We start from the raw sequence: 16,846 nt of genomic DNA on the forward strand, positions 1-16,846 counted from the left end.
GGCCGCGCCGTGAGGCCGGGCCGCGCCGTGAGGCCGGGCCGCGCCGTGAGGATCACATTGACCTGGGCAGCGGCTTCCCCGGAGGGTTGGCTGCATGCCCCCACCATCTCCCCCTGCCGCGCTGCCCGATGCTCGCACCGCCGGTGAGGGGGCGCCGTGCAGGGGGTGCTGAGCGGGTTCGCGGTCATCGCCGTCGTCATCGGCCTCGGCTATCTGATCGGCCGCCGGGGGTATCTGGGCGACGGCGGCCGCGAGGTCCTGACCAAGCTCGCCTTCCACGTGGCGTCCCCGGCGCTGCTCTTCACGACCCTCGCGCAGGCCGACCTGTCGGTGATCTTCTCCGACCGACTGCTGGTCACGGCGATGAGCACGGCAGCGGCGGCGGGTGTCTTCGTGGCGGTGGGCGCGGCGCGGGGATGGGGTGTGGGCCGGACGACGATCGGCGCGCTGTGCTCCAGCTACGTCAACTCCGGGAACCTGGGCATCCCGATCGCCGTGTACGTACTGGGCGACGCGTCGCTGGTCGCGCCGGTGCTGCTGTTCCAGCTGGTCGGTGTCACACCGGTGGCGCTGACGGTCCTGGACCTGGCGAGCGGCGGGGCGAAGCGGCCCCTGTGGCAGCGGCTGCTGACGCCGTTGCGCAATCCGATAGCCATGGGATCCCTGGCCGGGGTGGCGGTCTCGGCGTCGGGTCTCACGGTGCCGGGCCCGCTGATGGACCCCCTGACCCTGATCGGCAACATGTCGGTGCCGGCGGTCCTGCTGGCCTTCGGCATCTCCCTGCGCGGCAGCACGCTCCCGCTGCGTGGCGCGGAACGGGCCCCGGTACTGCTCGCGGTAACCCTGAAGTCCGTGTTCCAGCCCCTGGTCGCCTGGGCCCTGGCGGCTGGCGTCTTCGGCCTGCGCGGCGCCCTGCTGCTCGACGTGGTGGTGACGTCCGCGCTCCCGGCGGCGCAGAACCTCTACACGTACGCGAGCAGCTACCGGGTGGGCGAGGTGCTGGCCAGGGAGGCGATCCTGCTGTCGACGGTGCTGGCGGTGCCGGTGCTGGTGGTCGTGGCGGCGATGCTGGGGTGACCCGGCCCGGCGGCCTCGCTGTGCCGAGACGCCGAACGGGACCGGCGGCAGCCCACCGGTCCCGTTCACCCGCGAGGGGATCCGCCAGGTCAGGCGATACGTTCCAGCACCACCGGCGACGGCGTGAAGTCCGTCCCGGGCGCTGCGACGTCGTAGGAGCCGTCGATCGACTGGAGGGCGTACTCGAAGCGCTCGGGCGTGTCGGTGTGGAGGGTCAGGAGGGGCTGGCCCTCCGTCACCGTGTCGCCCGGCTTGGCGTGCATCTCGACGCCGGCGCCCGCCTGTACCGGGTCCTCCTTGCGGGCGCGGCCCGCGCCGAGGCGCCAGGCGGCGACGCCGATGTCGTAGGCGTCGAGGCGGGTCAGGACGCCTGAGGCCGGGGCCTTGATCACGTGCTGCTCGCGGGCCACCGGAAGCGCCGCGTCCGGGTCGCCGCCCTGGGCCGCGATCATGCGCCGCCAGACGTCCATCGCCGAGCCGTCGGCCAGGGCCTTCGCCGGGTCGGCGTCCTTCACGCCGGCCGCGTCCAGCATCTCGCGGGCCAGCGCGATCGTCAGTTCCACGACGTCCGCGGGGCCGCCGCCCGCAAGGACCTCCACCGACTCGCGGACCTCCAGGGCGTTGCCGGCGGTCAGGCCGAGGGGCGTGGCCATGTCCGTGAGGAGCGCGACCGTCTTCACGCCGTGGTCGGTACCGAGGCCGACCATCGTGGAGGCCAGTTCGCGGGCGTCCTCGATCGTCTTCATGAAGGCGCCGGTGCCGACCTTCACGTCCAGGACCAGCGAGCCGGTGCCCTCCGCGATCTTCTTGGACATGATCGAGGAGGCGATCAGCGGGATCGCCTCGACCGTGCCGGTGACGTCCCGCAGGGCGTAGAGCTTCTTGTCGGCGGGGGCCAGACCGTCGCCCGCCGCGCAGATGACCGCGCCGGTGGTGTCGAGGACGTTCAGCATCTCCTCGTTGGACAGCAGCGCACGCCAGCCGGGGATCGACTCCAGCTTGTCCAGGGTGCCGCCGGTGTGGCCGAGGCCGCGGCCCGACAGCTGGGGGACGGCCGCGCCGCAGGCCGCGACCAGCGGGGCCAGTGGCAGTGTGATCTTGTCACCGACGCCGCCCGTGGAGTGCTTGTCGGCGGTCGGGCGGGACAGGGACGAGAAGTCCATGCGCTCGCCGGAGGCGATCATCGCGGCCGTCCAGCGGGCGATCTCGCGACGGTTCATGCCGTTCAGCAGGATCGCCATGGCGAGGGCGGACATCTGCTCGTCGGCGACCTCCCCGCGGGTGTACGCGTCGATGACCCAGTCGATCTGCGCGTCGCTGAGCTCACCGCGGTCCCGCTTGGTGCGGATGACGGAGATGACGTCCATGGCCATGGCTTGGCTTCCTTCCGAGGGTTCCAGAAGCCGTGCGGCCCCCCTGAGCCGGTCGCGTGAGCAACTCAGAGGGGCCGCACGGTGGTTACTTGCTGAGGTTTTCCGGGCCGAAGGCCTGGGGCAGCATCTGAGAGAGCGGCAGGACCCCCGCGGGGGTCTCCAGCAGCATCTCCGGGCCGCCGAACTCGTGGAGCAGCTGACGGCAGCGGCCGCACGGGACGAGGGTGGCGCCGTCGCCGTCGACGCAGGTGAAGTGCGTCAGCCGGCCGCCGCCGGTGTTGTGCAGCTCGGACACCAGGCCGCACTCGGCGCACAGTCCGAGGCCGTACGAGGCGTTCTCGACGTTGCAGCCGGAGATGATCCGGCCGTCGTCGACCAGGGCCGCCACTCCGACCGGGTAGCCGGAGTACGGGGCATACGCCCGGGACATGGCGTCCCGGGCCACCGCACGCAGCTTCTCCCAGTCGACGGCCGGGCCGGAGACGGTCACTTGCCCTGCCCCTTCCGGTACGGCATGCCGTTGGCCCTCGGCATCCGCAGCCGCTGCGCGGACAGGGCGAGGACCACCAGGGTGATGACGTACGGCGTGGCGGAGACGACCTGGTTCGGGACCTCGTCGGTGGTCGCGTACCAGGCGAACACCAGGGCGGCGACGACGGCAGTGATCATCGACGGGGCGTACTTCTTGCGGACCACCAGGAAGATCGCCCCGATGATCAGCAGCAGCGCGCCGAGCAGCAGCAGGGCGTGGACGTTGGCGGAGCCGCCGCGCAGGTTGAGGCTGTCGGTGTAGCCGAACAGGCCCGCGCCGAGGGCGAGGCCGCCCGGCATCCAGTTGCCGAAGATCATCGCAGCGAGGCCGATGAAGCCGCGTCCGCTGACCTGGCCCTCCAGGTAGAAGGGGTTGGCCACGATGGACAGGAAGACACCGCCGAGGCCGGCCAGGCCGCCGGAGATGACGACGGCGATGTACTTGTACTTGTAGACGTTGACGCCGAGGGACTCGGCGGCGACCGGGTTCTCGCCGCAGGAGCGCAGGCGCAGGCCGAACGCGGTGCGCCACAGGATCCACCAGGTTCCGGGGATCAGCGCGATGGCGATGAGGGTCAGCCAGGACACGTTGGTGACGAGGCCGCCGAGCAGGCCGGCGATGTCGGAGACGAAGAACCAGCCCTGGTTGTTCAGATCGCGCAGCGCGTCGGACAGGCCCGGCACAGTGAAGTGGCCGAGGGATTCCACCGCCGGGGACTGCTTGGCGGAGCCGCCCGTGTGGCCCTCGAAGGCGAGGGGCGCGAGGTAGCGGGTGGCGCCGAGGGCGAGGATGTTGATGGCCACACCGGAGACGATGTGGTTGACGTTGAAGGTGACGGTGACGACGGCGTGCAGCAGACCGCCGATCGCACCGCCGAGGATGCCGACCAGGACACCGGTCCAGGGGCCCCACTGGAAGCCGGCCCAGGCGCCGAACCAGGTGCCGAGGATCATCATGCCCTCGAGGCCGATGTTGACCACGCCCGCGCGCTCGGCCCACAGGCCGCCCAGACCGGCGAGGCCGATCGGCACGGCGAGCTGGAGCGCGGTGGACATCTGGCTGACGTTGGTGATGCCGTCGGCGCCGGTGATGAGGCGGACGATCGAGGTGAGCGCCAGGCCTCCGGCGATGATGAGCAGCAGGACGGGCCACGACAGGCGGCGGCCGGTCGGCGCCGCGGGCTGCAGCGTGGGCTGGTTGACGTCGGTCGCGGTGGTCATCGGCCAGCCACCTCCTTCGTGTTCTGAGCGCCGAGGACGTGTCCGGCGGCGAGTTCGGCGCCGACGCGACGCTGCTGGCGGCGCAGACCCCATTCGCGGACGGCCTCGTAGGAGACGACGACCGAGAGGACGATCAGGCCCTGCATGATGACCGCGATCTCCTTGTCGTAGCCGTGGAAGTCCAGCTCGGGCGAGGCCTTGTCGAGCCAGGCCCACAGCAGGGCGGCGAAGGCGATGCCGACGGGGCTGTTGCGGCCGAGCAGGGCGATGCCGATGCCGAGGAAGCCGATGCCGGTGGGGAAGTTCAGGCTGTAGGTGTGGGTGTCGCCGAGCAGGATGGGCAGGCCCGCGAGGCCCGCGATGCCGCCGGAGATCAGCATGGCGCTGAGCACCATGCGCCTGGGGTCGACACCGCTGGCCGCGGCGGCGGTCTGCGAGGCGCCGGAGGCGCGCAGGTCGAAGCCGAAGCGGGTGCGGTTGAGGACGACCCAGTAGCCGATGCCGAGCAGGACGGCGAGCAGTACCAGGCCGTAGATCTCGCCGGAGTCGCCCAGGCTGAACCCGGGAATCCAGCCGGACTTGTACATCTCGCCGGTGGTGTTGTTGTTGCCGACCTTCACGCCGAAGACGTCCGGCAGCCACAGGTAGGCGATCACGGAGGTGGCGATCGCGTTGAGCATGATCGTGGCGACGACCTCGCTGACTCCGCGGGTGACCTTGAGGACGCCGGCGATGCCGGACCAGAAGGCGCCGGTGAGGGCGGCGGTCAGGAGCAGCAGCGGGACCTGGAGGGCGGCCGGCAGGTTCGCGTGGGCGCCGACGACGGCGGCCATCATGGCGCCGAGCTGGTACTGGCCGTCGACACCGATGTTGAACAGGTTCATCCGGAAGCCGATGGCCACCGCGAGGGCCGCGATGTAGTACATCGAGGCCTGGTTGATGATCAGGACCTGGATGTCGGAGAAGCCCAGCTGCTCGAACATCAGGGCGAACGGCTCGAAGGGGCTCTTGCCCGACGCGAGCAGCACGATCGCGCTCAGGACGAAGGCCACGGCCAGCGCGATGACCGGTCCGGCCACCGCGAGGAGCACGCGCTCCTTGTCGAACTTCTTCATCAGCGGGCCTCGTCTTCCGGAGACTCGGGGGCGTCGGCCTTCGAGATCTCGGGGGTGTCGTCGTGCGCGAGGTGCCCGGTGGCGGCACCGGTCATGGCCGAGCCGAGCTCCTCGGGGGTGATGGTGGCCGGGTCGGCGTCCGCGACCAGCTTGCCGTTGTAGATCACGCGCAGGGTGTCGGACAGGCCGATCAGCTCGTCCAGGTCGGCGGAGATCAGCAGCACCGCCAGGCCCTCGCGGCGCGCCTCACGGATGTGGTCCCAGATGGCCGCCTGGGCGCCGACGTCCACACCCCTGGTGGGGTGCGCGGCGATGAGGAAGCGGGGCTTGTGGCTCATCTCGCGGCCGACGATCAGCTTCTGCTGGTTGCCGCCGGACAGGGAGGCGGCGGTGACGTCGATGCCGGGGGTGCGGACGTCGAAGTCCGTGACGATCCGGCGGGTGTCCTCCTGGGCCGCCTTCGGGTCCAGCCAGACGCCCTTGGCGAGGGGCTTCTCCGTGACGTGGCCGAGGATGCGGTTCTCCCAGAGGGGTGCCTCCAGGAGGAGGCCGTGGCGGTGCCGGTCCTCCGGGATGTAGCCGATGCCCTGCTCGCGGCGCCGGCGGGTGGGCCAGGCGGTGATCTCCTCGTCGGCGAGCCGGATGGCGCCGGAGTCGGCGTGCCGCAGGCCGATCAGGGCGTCGACCAGTTCGGTCTGGCCGTTGCCCTCGACGCCGGCGATGCCGAGGACCTCGCCGGCGTGGATGGTGAAACTGATGTCGTCCAGGAGGGCCTTGCCGCCGGGGGCCGCCAGGCGCAGCTTGTCGACGCTGATGACGGGGCGGTCGGTGACCGTGGACTCGGCCGTCTCGGGCGTGGGCAGTTCGCTGCCGACCATCATCTCGGCGAGCTGACGGGGCGTCGTCTCGGTGGGGACGGCCGTGCCGACGGTGGTGCCGCGGCGGATGACGGTGATCTCGTCGGCGACTGAGAGCACCTCGCCGAGCTTGTGCGAGATGAAGATGACCGACAGGCCCTCGGAGCGCAGCTCGCGCAGGTTGGCGAAGAGCGCGTCCACTTCCTGCGGCACGAGCACGGCGGTCGGCTCGTCGAGGATGAGGGTGGTGGCGCCGCGGTAGAGGACCTTGAGGATCTCCACGCGCTGGCGGGCGGCGACGCCGAGCTCCTCGACGAGGAGGTCGGGCTTGACGTCGAGGCCGTAGCGCTCGGAGAGCTCCTTGATCTTGCGGCGGGCCTTGGCGCCGATGCCGTAGAGCTTCTCACTGCCGAGGACCACGTTCTCGAGGACCGTGAGGTTGTCGGCGAGCATGAAGTGCTGGTGGACCATGCCGATGCCGCGGACGATGGCGTCGGCCGGCGACGAGAAGCTGACCTGCTCGCCGCCCACGGCGATGGTGCCCTCGTCCGGCTTCTGCATGCCGTAGAGGATCTTCATCAGCGTGGACTTGCCGGCGCCGTTCTCGCCGACGAGGGCGTGCACGGTGCCCTTGCGGACGCTGAGGTGGATGTCGTGGTTGGCCACGACACCGGGGAACCGCTTGGTGATCCCGGCGAGTTCGACGGCGGTCACCGATTCGTTGACCGCCGCTCCGGCCGGAGGGCTGCTGGACGCGTTGATGGCGCACTCTCCTGGGGACGGGGGCCGTCTACGCGCGTAGCGCCCCTACGGCATACAAAGGGGCCGACGCCCCGCGGCAACGGGGCACGAGGAGCAGCTCCCCGCACCCCGTCGAGCGGACGTAACCCCGGGGTTACCGCCTGCTTCGAGGCAGTCGCTCGTCAGCTGCTCTTGACCTTGATCTCGCCGCTGATGATCTTCTCCTTGGCCGTCTTGATGGCTGCCTGAAGCTCGGTGTTGTCCGCGAACTTCGGGTTGGAGTTCGACAGGCTCACCTCGCCGGACTTCAGATCGCCACGAACGATACCGGTCTGGGGCTTGCCGTCCTCGACCGACTTCGCCAGGTTGTACACCGCCTTGGCGACGTCCTTCATCGCCGAGGTCAGGATGGAGTCCTTGTACTTGGCAAGGGCTTCCTGCTGGTACTGGTCGGAGTCGACACCGATGGCCCACACCTTCTTGGTGGCGGCGGCCTCGATGACGCCCTGACCGGACAGACCGGCGGCCGCGTAGACCACGTCGGCCTTCTTCTCGATCTGACCCTCGGCGGCCGTCTTGCCCTTGTCGGGGCTGGCGAAACCGCCCTCCTCGGCCGTCTGGGTAAGGTACTGGGAGAGCACCTTGACCTTCGGGTCGGTGTCCTTGACGCCCTGCGCGAAGCCCGCCTGGAACTTGTGGATCAGCGGGATGTCGACGCCGCCGACGAAGCCGACGACCTTCGTCTTGGAGGTCTTGGCGGCGGCGACACCGGCCAGGTAGGAGGCCTGCTCCTCGTTGAAGACCAGGTCGGCCACGTTCTTGGTGTTGATCGTGGCGTCGTCGACGATGCCGAAGGTGGTGTCCGGGAACTTCTCCGCGGCACCCTTGACGGCCGCGGCGTAGGCGTAGCCGACACCGATGACCGGGTTGTGACCCTGCTTGGCCAGCGAGACCAGGCGCTGCTCCTTGTCGGCGTCCGTCTCACCCTCGGTGGGCTCCACGTCGGCCGTCTGGTACCCGAACTCCTTCTTCGCCTGCTCCAGGCCCGCGTAGGCGGCGTCATTGAAGGACTGGTCGCCCTTTCCGCCGACGTCGTACGCGATGGCGAGCCCCTTGTCGCCCTTCGAGTCGGACGACCCGGAGGTCGAGGTGCTGCCGCAGGCGGAGAGGGCGAGGGCCAAGGAGGCGGTCGCTGCGCCTGCGACCGCGATCCGGGAAATCCGGCGCATGTGTGGGTGCTCCTGTCGTACAACGAGGTCGCACAGCGCCGGGACGGTTCAGCTTCAGCGCTGGCTTCGCCGCAGATTAACGCGCGTAGACCTGCCTGAAAACCCCTTCTGTCCACCTTGTTATGCGCCCGTGCCCAAGCCATCACCCGCCCCTGGCCGAGGGCGTTGCAAACCGCAAACGGGGCGTGGCGCTGGGTGATCCCGTTCCGGGAGAGCCGGGAAACGCGGAGCGGGCGGGCACCCTGGGGGTGCCCGCCCGCTTCGGCTGGTCAGACCGGTCGGCTCACTCGGTGTTGACCTTGATGTTGCCGTCGATGATCTCCTGCTTGGCCTTGTTCACGGCGTCCTGGAGACCGGCGACCTTCGCGTACTCCGGGTTGGACTCCGACAGGCCCACGCCGTTGACCTTCAGGTCGAACGTCTGGGTGCCGGTCAGCGGCTTGTCGTCGTGGACCGACTTGGCCAGCGCGTAGACCGCACCGCCGACATCCTTGAGCGCGGAGGTCAGGATGTAGTTCTTGTACGGCGCGAGGGCGGCCTGCTTGTACTGGTCGGAGTCGACGCCGATGGCCCAGACCTTCGCCTTGGCGGCGGCCTCGATGACGCCCTGGCCGGACAGACCTGCGGCCGCGTACAGCACGTCGGCCTTCTTCTCGATCTGACCCTCGGCGGCGGCCTTGCCCTTGTCGGGGCTGGCGAACCCACCTTCCTCGGCGGTCTGCGTCAGGTACTGCGACAGGACCTTGACCTTGGGGTTGGTGTCCAGCACGCCCTGCTTGTATCCGGCCTCGAACTTGTGGATCAGCGGGACGTCCACACCGCCCACGAAGCCGACCGTGTTCGTCTTGGTGGCCTTGGCGGCGGCGACACCGGCCAGGTAGGAGGCCTGCTCCTCGGCGAAGACGAGGGAGGCGACGTTCTTCCCCTCGACCACGGAGTCCACGATGCCGAAGGTGGTCTTCGGGTACTTGGCGGCAACGGCCTTCATCGCCGGGCCGTAGGCGTAGCCGACGCCGATGACCGGGTTGTAGCCCTGCTTGGCCAGCGACGTCAGGCGCTGCTCCTTGTCGGCGTCCGTCTCACCCTCGGTGGGCTCGATGTCGGCCGTCTTGTAGCCGAACTCGTCCTTGGCCTTCGTCAGACCCGCGAAGGCGGCGTCGTTGAAGGACTGGTCTCCCTTGCCGCCGACGTCGTACGCGATGGCGACGCCGCGGTCGTTGCTGTCGCTGTCACCGCTGTCACTGCTGGTGCCGCCGCAGGCCGTGGCGACGAGCCCGAGCGACGCGACCCCCACCGCGACACGGGTCAGTTTGGAAATCCGACGCATCTGAAGTTCCCCATTCTCCAAAGCCCCGCGATGGGCGCTCGGTTCGGCGCACATTAACGCGCGTAGACACTCCTGGGAACGGTTCGCCGCCGGGCCGTTATCCATTCGTGCCGATGGCCGGTTACGCCCTTGTGAACCACGGGATCGAACGGGGTCGAAAGGTGTACTCGGGGACACGGCGTGTGCCTACCTCGTGACGCGCACCAGGCTGCCGTGAGGCTGCGCCGCTCGCAACCGGAGGCTCCGCCGGGTGGGAGGTTGGGGGACCGGGGGGGTACGCCGCCCGGGTCGGCCCTCGGGGGGCGGGGTTGTTGGTGTGTGCGGTTGTCGGCCTCGGGTGTGCGCGGTTGTCGGCCTCGTGCGGCGCCGTGGTGGCTGGTTGCGCAGTTCCCCGCGCCCCCAAAACCACCCGTGCGGCGCCGCGTGGCTCTGGTTGCGCAGTTCCCCGCGCCCCTGGAAACCGTGCGGCGCCGTCGTGGCCGGTCGCACAGTTCCCCGCGCCCCCAAGAGGGGGCGCCTAGCGGAGGCCGTTGACCAGGACCGCTGCCGTGAAGAGTTCCACTCCTACCGTGATGGCCGACTCGTCCACGTCGAAGTCGCCCTGGTGGAGGTCTCGGATCTGGCGCTCGCCGGGGGTGCGGACGCCCAGGCGGGCCATGGCACCGGGGACGTGCTCCAGGTACCAGGAGAAGTCCTCGCCGCCGAGGCTCTGCTCGGTGCCCTCGACGGACTCGACGCCGCGCCGGGCGATCATGGCCTCGCGCAGCAGTTCGGTGACGCCGGGCTCGTTGACCACGGGCGGGACGCCGCGTACGTAGTTGATCTCCGACTTGGCGCGGTAGAGGTTGGCGATCTCGTCGATGGCCGCGACGACGACGTCGGGGGCCTGTCGCCACGCCTCGAGGTCGAGGCAGCGCACGGTGCCGGAGAGCTCGGCGTGCTGCGGGATCACGTTCGGGGCGTGGCCGGACTCGACGCGGCCCCAGGTGATGGCCAGGCCGCTGCGGCTGTCGAACCGCCGGCCGACCAGCGCGGGCACGTCGGTGACGACGCGGGCGGCGGCGGTGACCAGGTCGGTCGTGAGGTGGGGGCGGGCGGTGTGGCCGCCCGGACCGTCGAGCCCGATCTCCAGCCGGTCGCACGCCGAGGTGATGGGCCCCTCCCGGAGTCCGATCTTCCCCGCGTCCACCCGGGGGTCGCAGTGCACGGCGATGATCGCGCCCACGCCTTCCAGCGCCCCGCACTTGATGACGTCGGCGGCGCCGCCGGGCAGCACCTCCTCGGCGGGCTGGAAGATCAGCCGGACCGGGCGGGGCAGCGCGCCGCGCCGGTGCAGTTCGGCGAGGACGAGACCGGCGCCGAGGACGACGGTGGTGTGCACGTCGTGTCCGCAGGCGTGCGCGCGGTCGGGCACGGTGGAGCGGTACGGGCAGGCCGCCTTGGTGTCCGGGATGGGCAGGCCGTCGATGTCGGCCCGCAGGGCGAGCATGCTGGGGCCTCCGTCCCACTGCGCGCCCTCCACGCCGATGTCACAGATGAGTCCGGTCCCCACGGCGAGGACGCGCGGCTTGAGGCCGGCCCGCTCCAGCCGCTCCTTGATCGCGGCGGTGGTGCGGAACTCCTGGTTGCCGAGCTCCGGGTGCATGTGCATGTCGCGTCGGAACGCGATGAGCTCGGCCCGCAGAGCGTCGGGCAGCGCACCGGGGAGTACGGCTCCTCCGGGAAGATCGACCTCGGACTCCAGTGACATCAGTGGCTTCACCCTCTGAAGGGTAGGGCGCCGAGGCGGTCGACCGACCCTGGATCAACAAAAGTTCAACCCGAAAGGGGAAGAAAATATGACCGCCGGGCGCATAGCTATCAAGTGAGATGGGTAAACTGGCCTGCCTTTTGGGCCTGGCCGGGCCTCCCACCCCCCGAAGTGTGACTTCGACCACATGCCGCGTCACGACTCCGGTATCCATCCATCCTCTCCACGGATACCACGCCCTGCGCGGCGAACACGGGCGTGTTCGTCACCCGGACGCCCGTCCCCGCTAGTCTGCGCCCGTGCGCGCCCCCGAGTTCTTACAGTCCACGCAGGCCTCGTACGACGCCATCGCCGAGGCCTACGCCGCCGAGCACCCCGACAGCCTGGCCGGGAGACCGCTGGAGCGGGCGCTGCTGACCGCCTTCGTGGAGCTGGCCCGGGCGCCCGGGGGGCCCGGGCAGCCGCCGGTCGCGGACGTCGGCAGCGGTCCGGGCAACGTGACGGCACGGCTGCACGAGGCCGGGCTGCCGGTGTTCGGGGTCGACGCGTCGCCCCGCATGGTGGCCCTGGCCCGCCGGGCGCACCCGCAGCTGCGCTTCCACGTCGGCTTTATGACCGCGCTGGACCTGCCGGACGAGACGCTCGGCGGCATCGTCGCGCTCTACTCGATCATCCACGTGCCGGACGATCATCTGCCGGCCGCCTTCGCCGAGTTCCGCCGTGTCCTGCTGCCGGGGGCGCCCGTACTGCTCGGCTTCCAGTCCGGGGACGAGGACGGGCACCGGCGCCTGACCGAGCGCTACGGGAAGGAGATCGCGCTCGACTGCTACTGGCGCACCCCGGACACGGTCGCCGGGCACCTCACGGAGGCCGGCCTGGAGCTCCATGCGCGCGTCCTGCGCGAGCCCGGCCCCGGGGAGAAGCTGCCGCGCGCGTTCCTGCTGGCGCGCAGGCCCGGGCCGGTCCCGCGGGAGGGGTGAGCGGGGGGGGCGTCACGACGCCGACGGGCCGACCAGGCCCCCGGAAGGCGGCGTGGCGGGGAAGGGGGCCGGGCCGGTCGGGTCGGACGGGCTCGCCGGGGTCACCGGGTTCGGGGCAGCCGTCGGAGCCGTCGTCGACAGCCGGTGGACGTCCCGGGCCGTGTCCGTGACTCCGGAGAGGAAGCCCTGGGCCCGCGGTGAGGCGTTCTCGGTCAGCCAGGCGGGGTCGATGTCGCAGACGGCGACGCGGACCGACGTGCCGGCCAGGGCGAGGGGCAGGGTGTGGACGACCGTGGACGGGAAGCTGAGGACCGTCCGGCCGATGGGGCCGCGGCGGGCGATCAGTTCGAGGGGGAGTTCGGGGCGGACGATCTCCAGGCCCGTCGCGGCCGCGAGGCGGTGGAGCTTGTCCGTGCTCTCGCGGCGGTGGGCGAAGTAGCGGGTGGCGCCGTGGGCCCTGGCCAGGGTGTGGACGGCCTCCAGGTAGCGGCCGTCGTCCACCACCCCGGTCTCCACCAGGGACGTGCCCACGATGTCCGCGCCCTTGGTGATGCGGGGCGGGCCGAAGCGCGCCCGGGTCCAGGCGAAGGTGTTGGCGCTGACGGTCACGCCCGCCGGGGTCTGCGCCATCGGCAAGGAGGAGAAGATCTCGATGTGGCGGCGCTCGCCGGGGGTCAGCCGGCGGCGGGCCGAGGCCGACACCGGCGCGAAGACCACGTCCCGCGGGCCGGGGCGGCCGCCCTTGCGGTGCCAGCGCACCAGGCGTTCGCCCCGGGCCAGCTGCTCGACGAACTCCATCGTGGCCGTGCCGTCGTCGACGACGACCAGGTCACGGGCGCGGGTGATGGTCAGCAGCAGCTGGACGTAGCGGGAGAAGGGGTCCCCCAGCACAACGCGGCGTGCCCTGCGGAGCAGCCCGGACAGGCCGCCGATGGTCTGGAAGGGCGCGAGGGGCCCGCCGCGCGCTTCCTCCCAGCGGACCTGGTGCCCCTCGTCGCGGGCCAGGTCGGACATCCGCCGCAGCTGGCCGCGCGTCATGGGGTCGACGGGCGACAGCACCACGAGGGTGAGCCCCACGCCGGGCGCGTGCGCGTGCGCCCACTCCAGCACGTTCAGCAGCTGTACCGGGCTCTCGACGAAGGCGAGAGTGTGGGGGCCGGCGTTCCCGGCGCGGGGGCTCATCGACGTACGACCGTCCCGTGGTGAGGGGGGGGGTGTGGGGTGGGGGATCAGACGCCTACCGGCTCGCCCGCCGCGTCGGCGATCTCCGCCTCGGCGACCACACCGCTGACGCGGCGCAGCTTCTTCATCGGACCGAGCTCGGACTCGTAGACCTTCTTGACGCCGTCACCGAGGGAGGCCTCGATGGTGCGGATGTCGCGGACGAGGCGCGTCAGGCCCTGCGGCTCCACGGACGCGGCCTGGTCCGAGCCCCACATGGCGCGGTCGAGGGTGATGTGCCGCTCGACGAAGGTGGCGCCCAGGGCGACCGCAGCGAGGGTCGTCTGCAGGCCGGTCTCGTGGCCGGAGTAGCCGATCGGGACGTTCGGGAACTCGCCCTGCAGGGTGTTGATGACGCGGAGGTTGAGCTCCTCGGCCTTCGCCGGGTAGGTCGACGTGGCGTGGCACATCAGGATGTTGTCGGAGCCGAGGACCTCGACAGCGTGGCGGATCTGCTTCGGCGTCGACATGCCGGTGGAGAGGATCACGGCGCGGCCGGTGGAGCGCAGGGCGCGCAGCAGCTCGTCGTCCGTGAGGGAGGCGGAGGCCACCTTGTGGGCGGGGACGTCGAACTTCTCCAGGAAGGCGACGGCCTCGGTGTCCCACGGGGAGGCGAACCAGTCGATGTTCTTCGTCGTGCAGTAGTCGTCGATCGCGCGGTACTCGTCCTCGCCGAACTCCACGCGGTGGCGGTAGTCGATGTAGGTCATCCGGCCCCAGGGGGTGTCGCGCTCGATGTCCCACTGGTCACGCGGGGTGCAGATCTCCGGGGTGCGCTTCTGGAACTTGACGGCGTCGCAGCCGGCCTCGGCGGCGGCGTCGATCAGCTTGAAGGCGTTCTCGAGCTCGCCGTTGTGGTTGATGCCGATCTCACCGCAGACGTAGACCGGACGGCCCGGGCCGACCTCGCGCGAACCGAACCGGCGGATACGGGAGTTGGTGCTCATGGCAGAGATGTCCTTACTTGGTGAGGGAATCGAGAGAGGGGCCGAGGATCCAGCTGGCGATCTCTCGGATCGCGCCGTCGCCACCGGGGACGGTGGTGACCGCGCGTGCGGCGCCGCGCACGACGTCGTGGGCGCTCGCGACCGCCACGGGCCAGCCCACGAGGGCGAAGCACGGGAGGTCATTGACGTCGTTGCCGACGTAGAGCACGCGCTCCGGCGCGATGCCCTGCTCCTCGCACCACTGCTTCAGCGCGAGGTCCTTGCGGTCGATGCCGTGCAGCACCGGGAGCCTCAGCTTCCGGGCCCGGGCGGCGACCACAGGGTTCTGTTCCGTGGACAGGATCAGCATCTTCAGGCCGCTGTCGCGCAGGGCCGCGATGCCGAGTCCGTCCCCGCGGTGCACGGAGACGAACTCCCGTCCGTCGGAGTCGACGAGCACCCGGTCGTCGGTCTGGGTGCCGTCGAAGTCGAGGACGACCGCGTCGATGTCGTCGGCGGTCGGGAGGGCGCCGGGCCGGCCCGCGTCGAAGAGCGGGGCGAGGGCCCGGGCGCGGGCGAGGTCGTGCGGGTCGTCGATCTCCAGCACGCGCGCGGGGTCCGTGCGGACCAGCTCGGTGCGGCCGAAGAAGCGGTGCTGGTGCTTGCGGAAGCCGACGGCCTCCATGGCGTAGGCGGCGCCGGTCTCCAGCAGGTCCTGGGGACGGTCCTGGCGGCGGGGCCGGAAGGACTTGTCGTGGTTGACGCCGTAGCCGCCGCCGACCGCGGCGTCGTGCTCCGCGACGGAGCCGGCCGCCGCCTCGTCCTCGGCGTCCCGCCAGATGAACCCGTGGAACGGTGCCACGGTCACCGCGGTGTCGGCGCCGTTCTCGACGATCGCGCCCGCGACCCCGTCGATGTCCTCGCGGACGATGAACGGGCTGGTGCACTGCGCGAGCAGGACGACGTCCACGACCGCGCCGTGCAGGGCCTCGTGCGCGTCCACGGCGTGCAGGACGGCGGCCTCGGAGGTGGCCGTGTCGCCGGCGATGGCCGCGGGGCGCAGCACGACCTCGGCGCCGGCCTCACGGGCGGCGGCGGCGATGGCCTGGTCGTCGGTGGAGACGACGACGTCGGTCACCAGCCGGGCGGCCCGGCACTCGCGCACCGCCCGGGCCACCAGCGGGACGCCGCCGACGGGGAGGAGGTTCTTCGCGGGGACGCCCTTGGAGCCGCCGCGGGCGGGGATCACGGCGAGCACGCGGCGCACCGAGGTGCCTTTGCCCGCTTCCGGTTGGGACATGGGGTCTACTCCTTGGGCAGGGGTCTCGGGGCGGCTCACAGCTCGCCCATCCGCCGGATGACGGGCGCCACGCGCTGGACGCCGTGCCGGTAGGCGCCGCGCGCCGCCCGGCGCACGATCTGCCGGACCGGTCCGGGCTCCTTGTCGGCTGCGGGCGCGCCGGGCAGCGGGGTGCCGTCCGGGCCGAGGTGGTGGCGGGCGAGGATCCCGGGCAGATAGCCGGGCGCGGTGACGGGCGTGTAGTACGGGGTCAGCGGGGGCAGGCCGCCGGGCCGGTCGAGCAGCTCGGCGATGCGCCCACGGGCCGCGTCGAAGGCGGAGTCGTAGGAGCCTCCCCCGGACTCCGTCCGGGAGGTGCCCCCAGCCGCGACGCCCTGCCGGGAGACCCACTCCTCGTCGGGCGTGGGCCGGTGCCCGGCGTCGAGCTGGTCCCAGGAGGCGAGGCAGCCGGAGCCCACGAAGTGGTGGTTGCCGAGCGACTCGCGGATGCCGAGGTCGCTCAGCACGACGGTCGGGATGCGGCGGTGCAGCGACTCCAGGGCGGCCGTGGAGCTGACCGTCACCAGCAGGTCGGTCCGGTCCAGGACCTCGCCCATGTTGCCGTACACCAGGCGGAAGTTGGCGGGCGGATCGAGGCGCTGCACCAGCTTCTGGTACGGCAACTCCTCGATGTGGGTGGTGTGTTCGCCCGGCTTGGAGCGCAGCTTCAGCAGCACCTCGCGCTCGGGGTGCCGGCGGGCGTGCTGCACCAGCCGGTTCAGCAGGTACGTACGGTCCTTACGGCTGTCCGGGACGGAGGGCTGGGCGGCGAAGACGACCGTGTAGGGCCTGTGCCCTTGCTTCGCAGAGGGGTCGTGCTCCCCTTCGTAGGGCGCACCGCCGAGGAACGGAAGGGCCACCTCGGTCACCGCGGAGGCGTCGGCGCCGACCCCTTCGTAGACGGCCCGGAAACGGTCCGCGTCCTGGCGGGAGTTGGCGAGGACCAGGTCCGCGCCGTGCCGCAGCAGCAGGCCGTCGGCGAGCTTCTCGTAGACGACACCGACGTAGCCGGTGACGACGACGGGCCGCGAGGTGCGGTGCTCCCAGACGCGTGCCAGGCCGTGGAGCATGGCCTGCACTCCGCCGCCGACGAGGGAGAGGAGGAGGAGGTCGTAGGACTCCTCGGCCATGGCACGCAGGAACTCGACGGCGGTGACCT

General features: G+C 71.2%; 14 protein-coding genes. 2 read left to right on the forward strand and 12 right to left on the reverse strand.

Annotated elements, in window-relative coordinates; translation table 11 throughout:
- Positions 1 to 156: 156 nt before the first annotated feature.
- On the forward strand, positions 157 to 1,077 hold the full coding sequence (locus ABZ281_RS10690) for an AEC family transporter (protein ID WP_356654125.1): 921 nt from the start codon (positions 157 to 159) through the stop codon (positions 1,075 to 1,077).
- A gap of 89 nt (positions 1,078 to 1,166) precedes the next feature.
- Here the strand turns inward: ABZ281_RS10690 and ABZ281_RS10695 are convergent, their stop codons facing one another.
- The 8 genes from ABZ281_RS10695 to ABZ281_RS10730 form a co-directional block, all read right to left on the reverse strand.
- Positions 1,167 to 2,450, reverse strand: coding sequence for a thymidine phosphorylase (locus ABZ281_RS10695; RefSeq protein WP_356654127.1), 1,284 nt, complete (start codon positions 2,448 to 2,450; stop codon positions 1,167 to 1,169).
- An 85-nt stretch (positions 2,451 to 2,535) separates the two neighbouring features.
- Entirely contained in the window at positions 2,536 to 2,940 is a 405-nt protein-coding gene (locus tag ABZ281_RS10700; RefSeq protein ID WP_356654129.1) for a cytidine deaminase, read from the reverse strand.
- Positions 2,937 to 4,202 carry an ABC transporter permease gene (locus tag ABZ281_RS10705; protein WP_356654131.1) on the reverse strand — a complete coding sequence of 422 codons (1,266 nt, stop codon included), beginning with the start codon at positions 4,200 to 4,202 and terminating at the stop codon, positions 2,937 to 2,939. Before ABZ281_RS10705 ends, ABZ281_RS10700 begins: the two co-directional genes overlap by 4 nt.
- A complete protein-coding gene (locus ABZ281_RS10710) occupies positions 4,199 to 5,317 on the reverse strand; it encodes an ABC transporter permease (protein ID WP_356654133.1) in 1,119 nt (372 codons plus the stop codon). Before ABZ281_RS10710 ends, ABZ281_RS10705 begins: the two co-directional genes overlap by 4 nt.
- Positions 5,317 to 6,888: an ABC transporter ATP-binding protein gene (locus tag ABZ281_RS10715; protein WP_356654135.1), complete on the reverse strand. Its 1,572-nt coding sequence runs from the start codon at positions 6,886 to 6,888 to the stop codon at positions 5,317 to 5,319. The genes ABZ281_RS10710 and ABZ281_RS10715 overlap by 1 nt, the downstream gene beginning before the upstream one ends.
- A 209-nt stretch (positions 6,889 to 7,097) precedes the next feature.
- Positions 7,098 to 8,144: a BMP family ABC transporter substrate-binding protein gene (locus ABZ281_RS10720; protein WP_356654137.1), complete on the reverse strand. Its 1,047-nt coding sequence runs from the start codon at positions 8,142 to 8,144 to the stop codon at positions 7,098 to 7,100.
- Positions 8,145 to 8,427: 283 nt separating this feature from the next.
- Positions 8,428 to 9,471 (reverse strand): BMP family ABC transporter substrate-binding protein, encoded by a 1,044-nt coding sequence (locus ABZ281_RS10725; RefSeq protein ID WP_356654139.1) that lies wholly within the window; start codon positions 9,469 to 9,471, stop codon positions 8,428 to 8,430.
- A 517-nt stretch (positions 9,472 to 9,988) separates the two neighbouring features.
- Entirely contained in the window at positions 9,989 to 11,221 is a 1,233-nt protein-coding gene (locus ABZ281_RS10730) for a M20 family metallopeptidase (protein ID WP_356654151.1), read from the reverse strand.
- 299 nt (positions 11,222 to 11,520) lie between these two features.
- Between ABZ281_RS10730 and ABZ281_RS10735 the strand changes: the two genes are divergently transcribed.
- Positions 11,521 to 12,201 (forward strand): class I SAM-dependent methyltransferase, encoded by a 681-nt coding sequence (locus ABZ281_RS10735; RefSeq protein ID WP_356654141.1) that lies wholly within the window; start codon positions 11,521 to 11,523, stop codon positions 12,199 to 12,201.
- Between the two features lie 12 nt (positions 12,202 to 12,213).
- On the opposite strand, the gene ABZ281_RS10740 is transcribed toward ABZ281_RS10735, so the two are convergent.
- From ABZ281_RS10740 to ABZ281_RS10755, 4 genes are all read right to left on the reverse strand, one after another.
- The gene (locus tag ABZ281_RS10740) at positions 12,214 to 13,383 is read right to left on the reverse strand and encodes a hypothetical protein (RefSeq protein ID WP_356654143.1); all 1,170 of its coding nucleotides are present in this window, start codon (positions 13,381 to 13,383) and stop codon (positions 12,214 to 12,216) included.
- 47 nt (positions 13,384 to 13,430) lie between these two features.
- A complete protein-coding gene (locus ABZ281_RS10745) occupies positions 13,431 to 14,369 on the reverse strand; it encodes an N-acetylneuraminate synthase family protein (RefSeq protein WP_356654145.1) in 939 nt (312 codons plus the stop codon).
- A gap of 13 nt (positions 14,370 to 14,382) precedes the next feature.
- Entirely contained in the window at positions 14,383 to 15,648 is a 1,266-nt protein-coding gene (locus ABZ281_RS10750; protein WP_356654147.1) for an acylneuraminate cytidylyltransferase, read from the reverse strand.
- 35 nt (positions 15,649 to 15,683) lie between these two features.
- The coding region (locus ABZ281_RS10755) for a DUF6716 putative glycosyltransferase (RefSeq protein ID WP_356654149.1) at positions 15,684 to 16,846 on the reverse strand (1,163 nt) is incomplete at its 5' end.

Source organism: Streptomyces sp. NPDC006265, from assembly GCF_040613555.1.
Classification (GTDB): Bacteria; Actinomycetota; Actinomycetes; order Streptomycetales; family Streptomycetaceae; genus Streptomyces.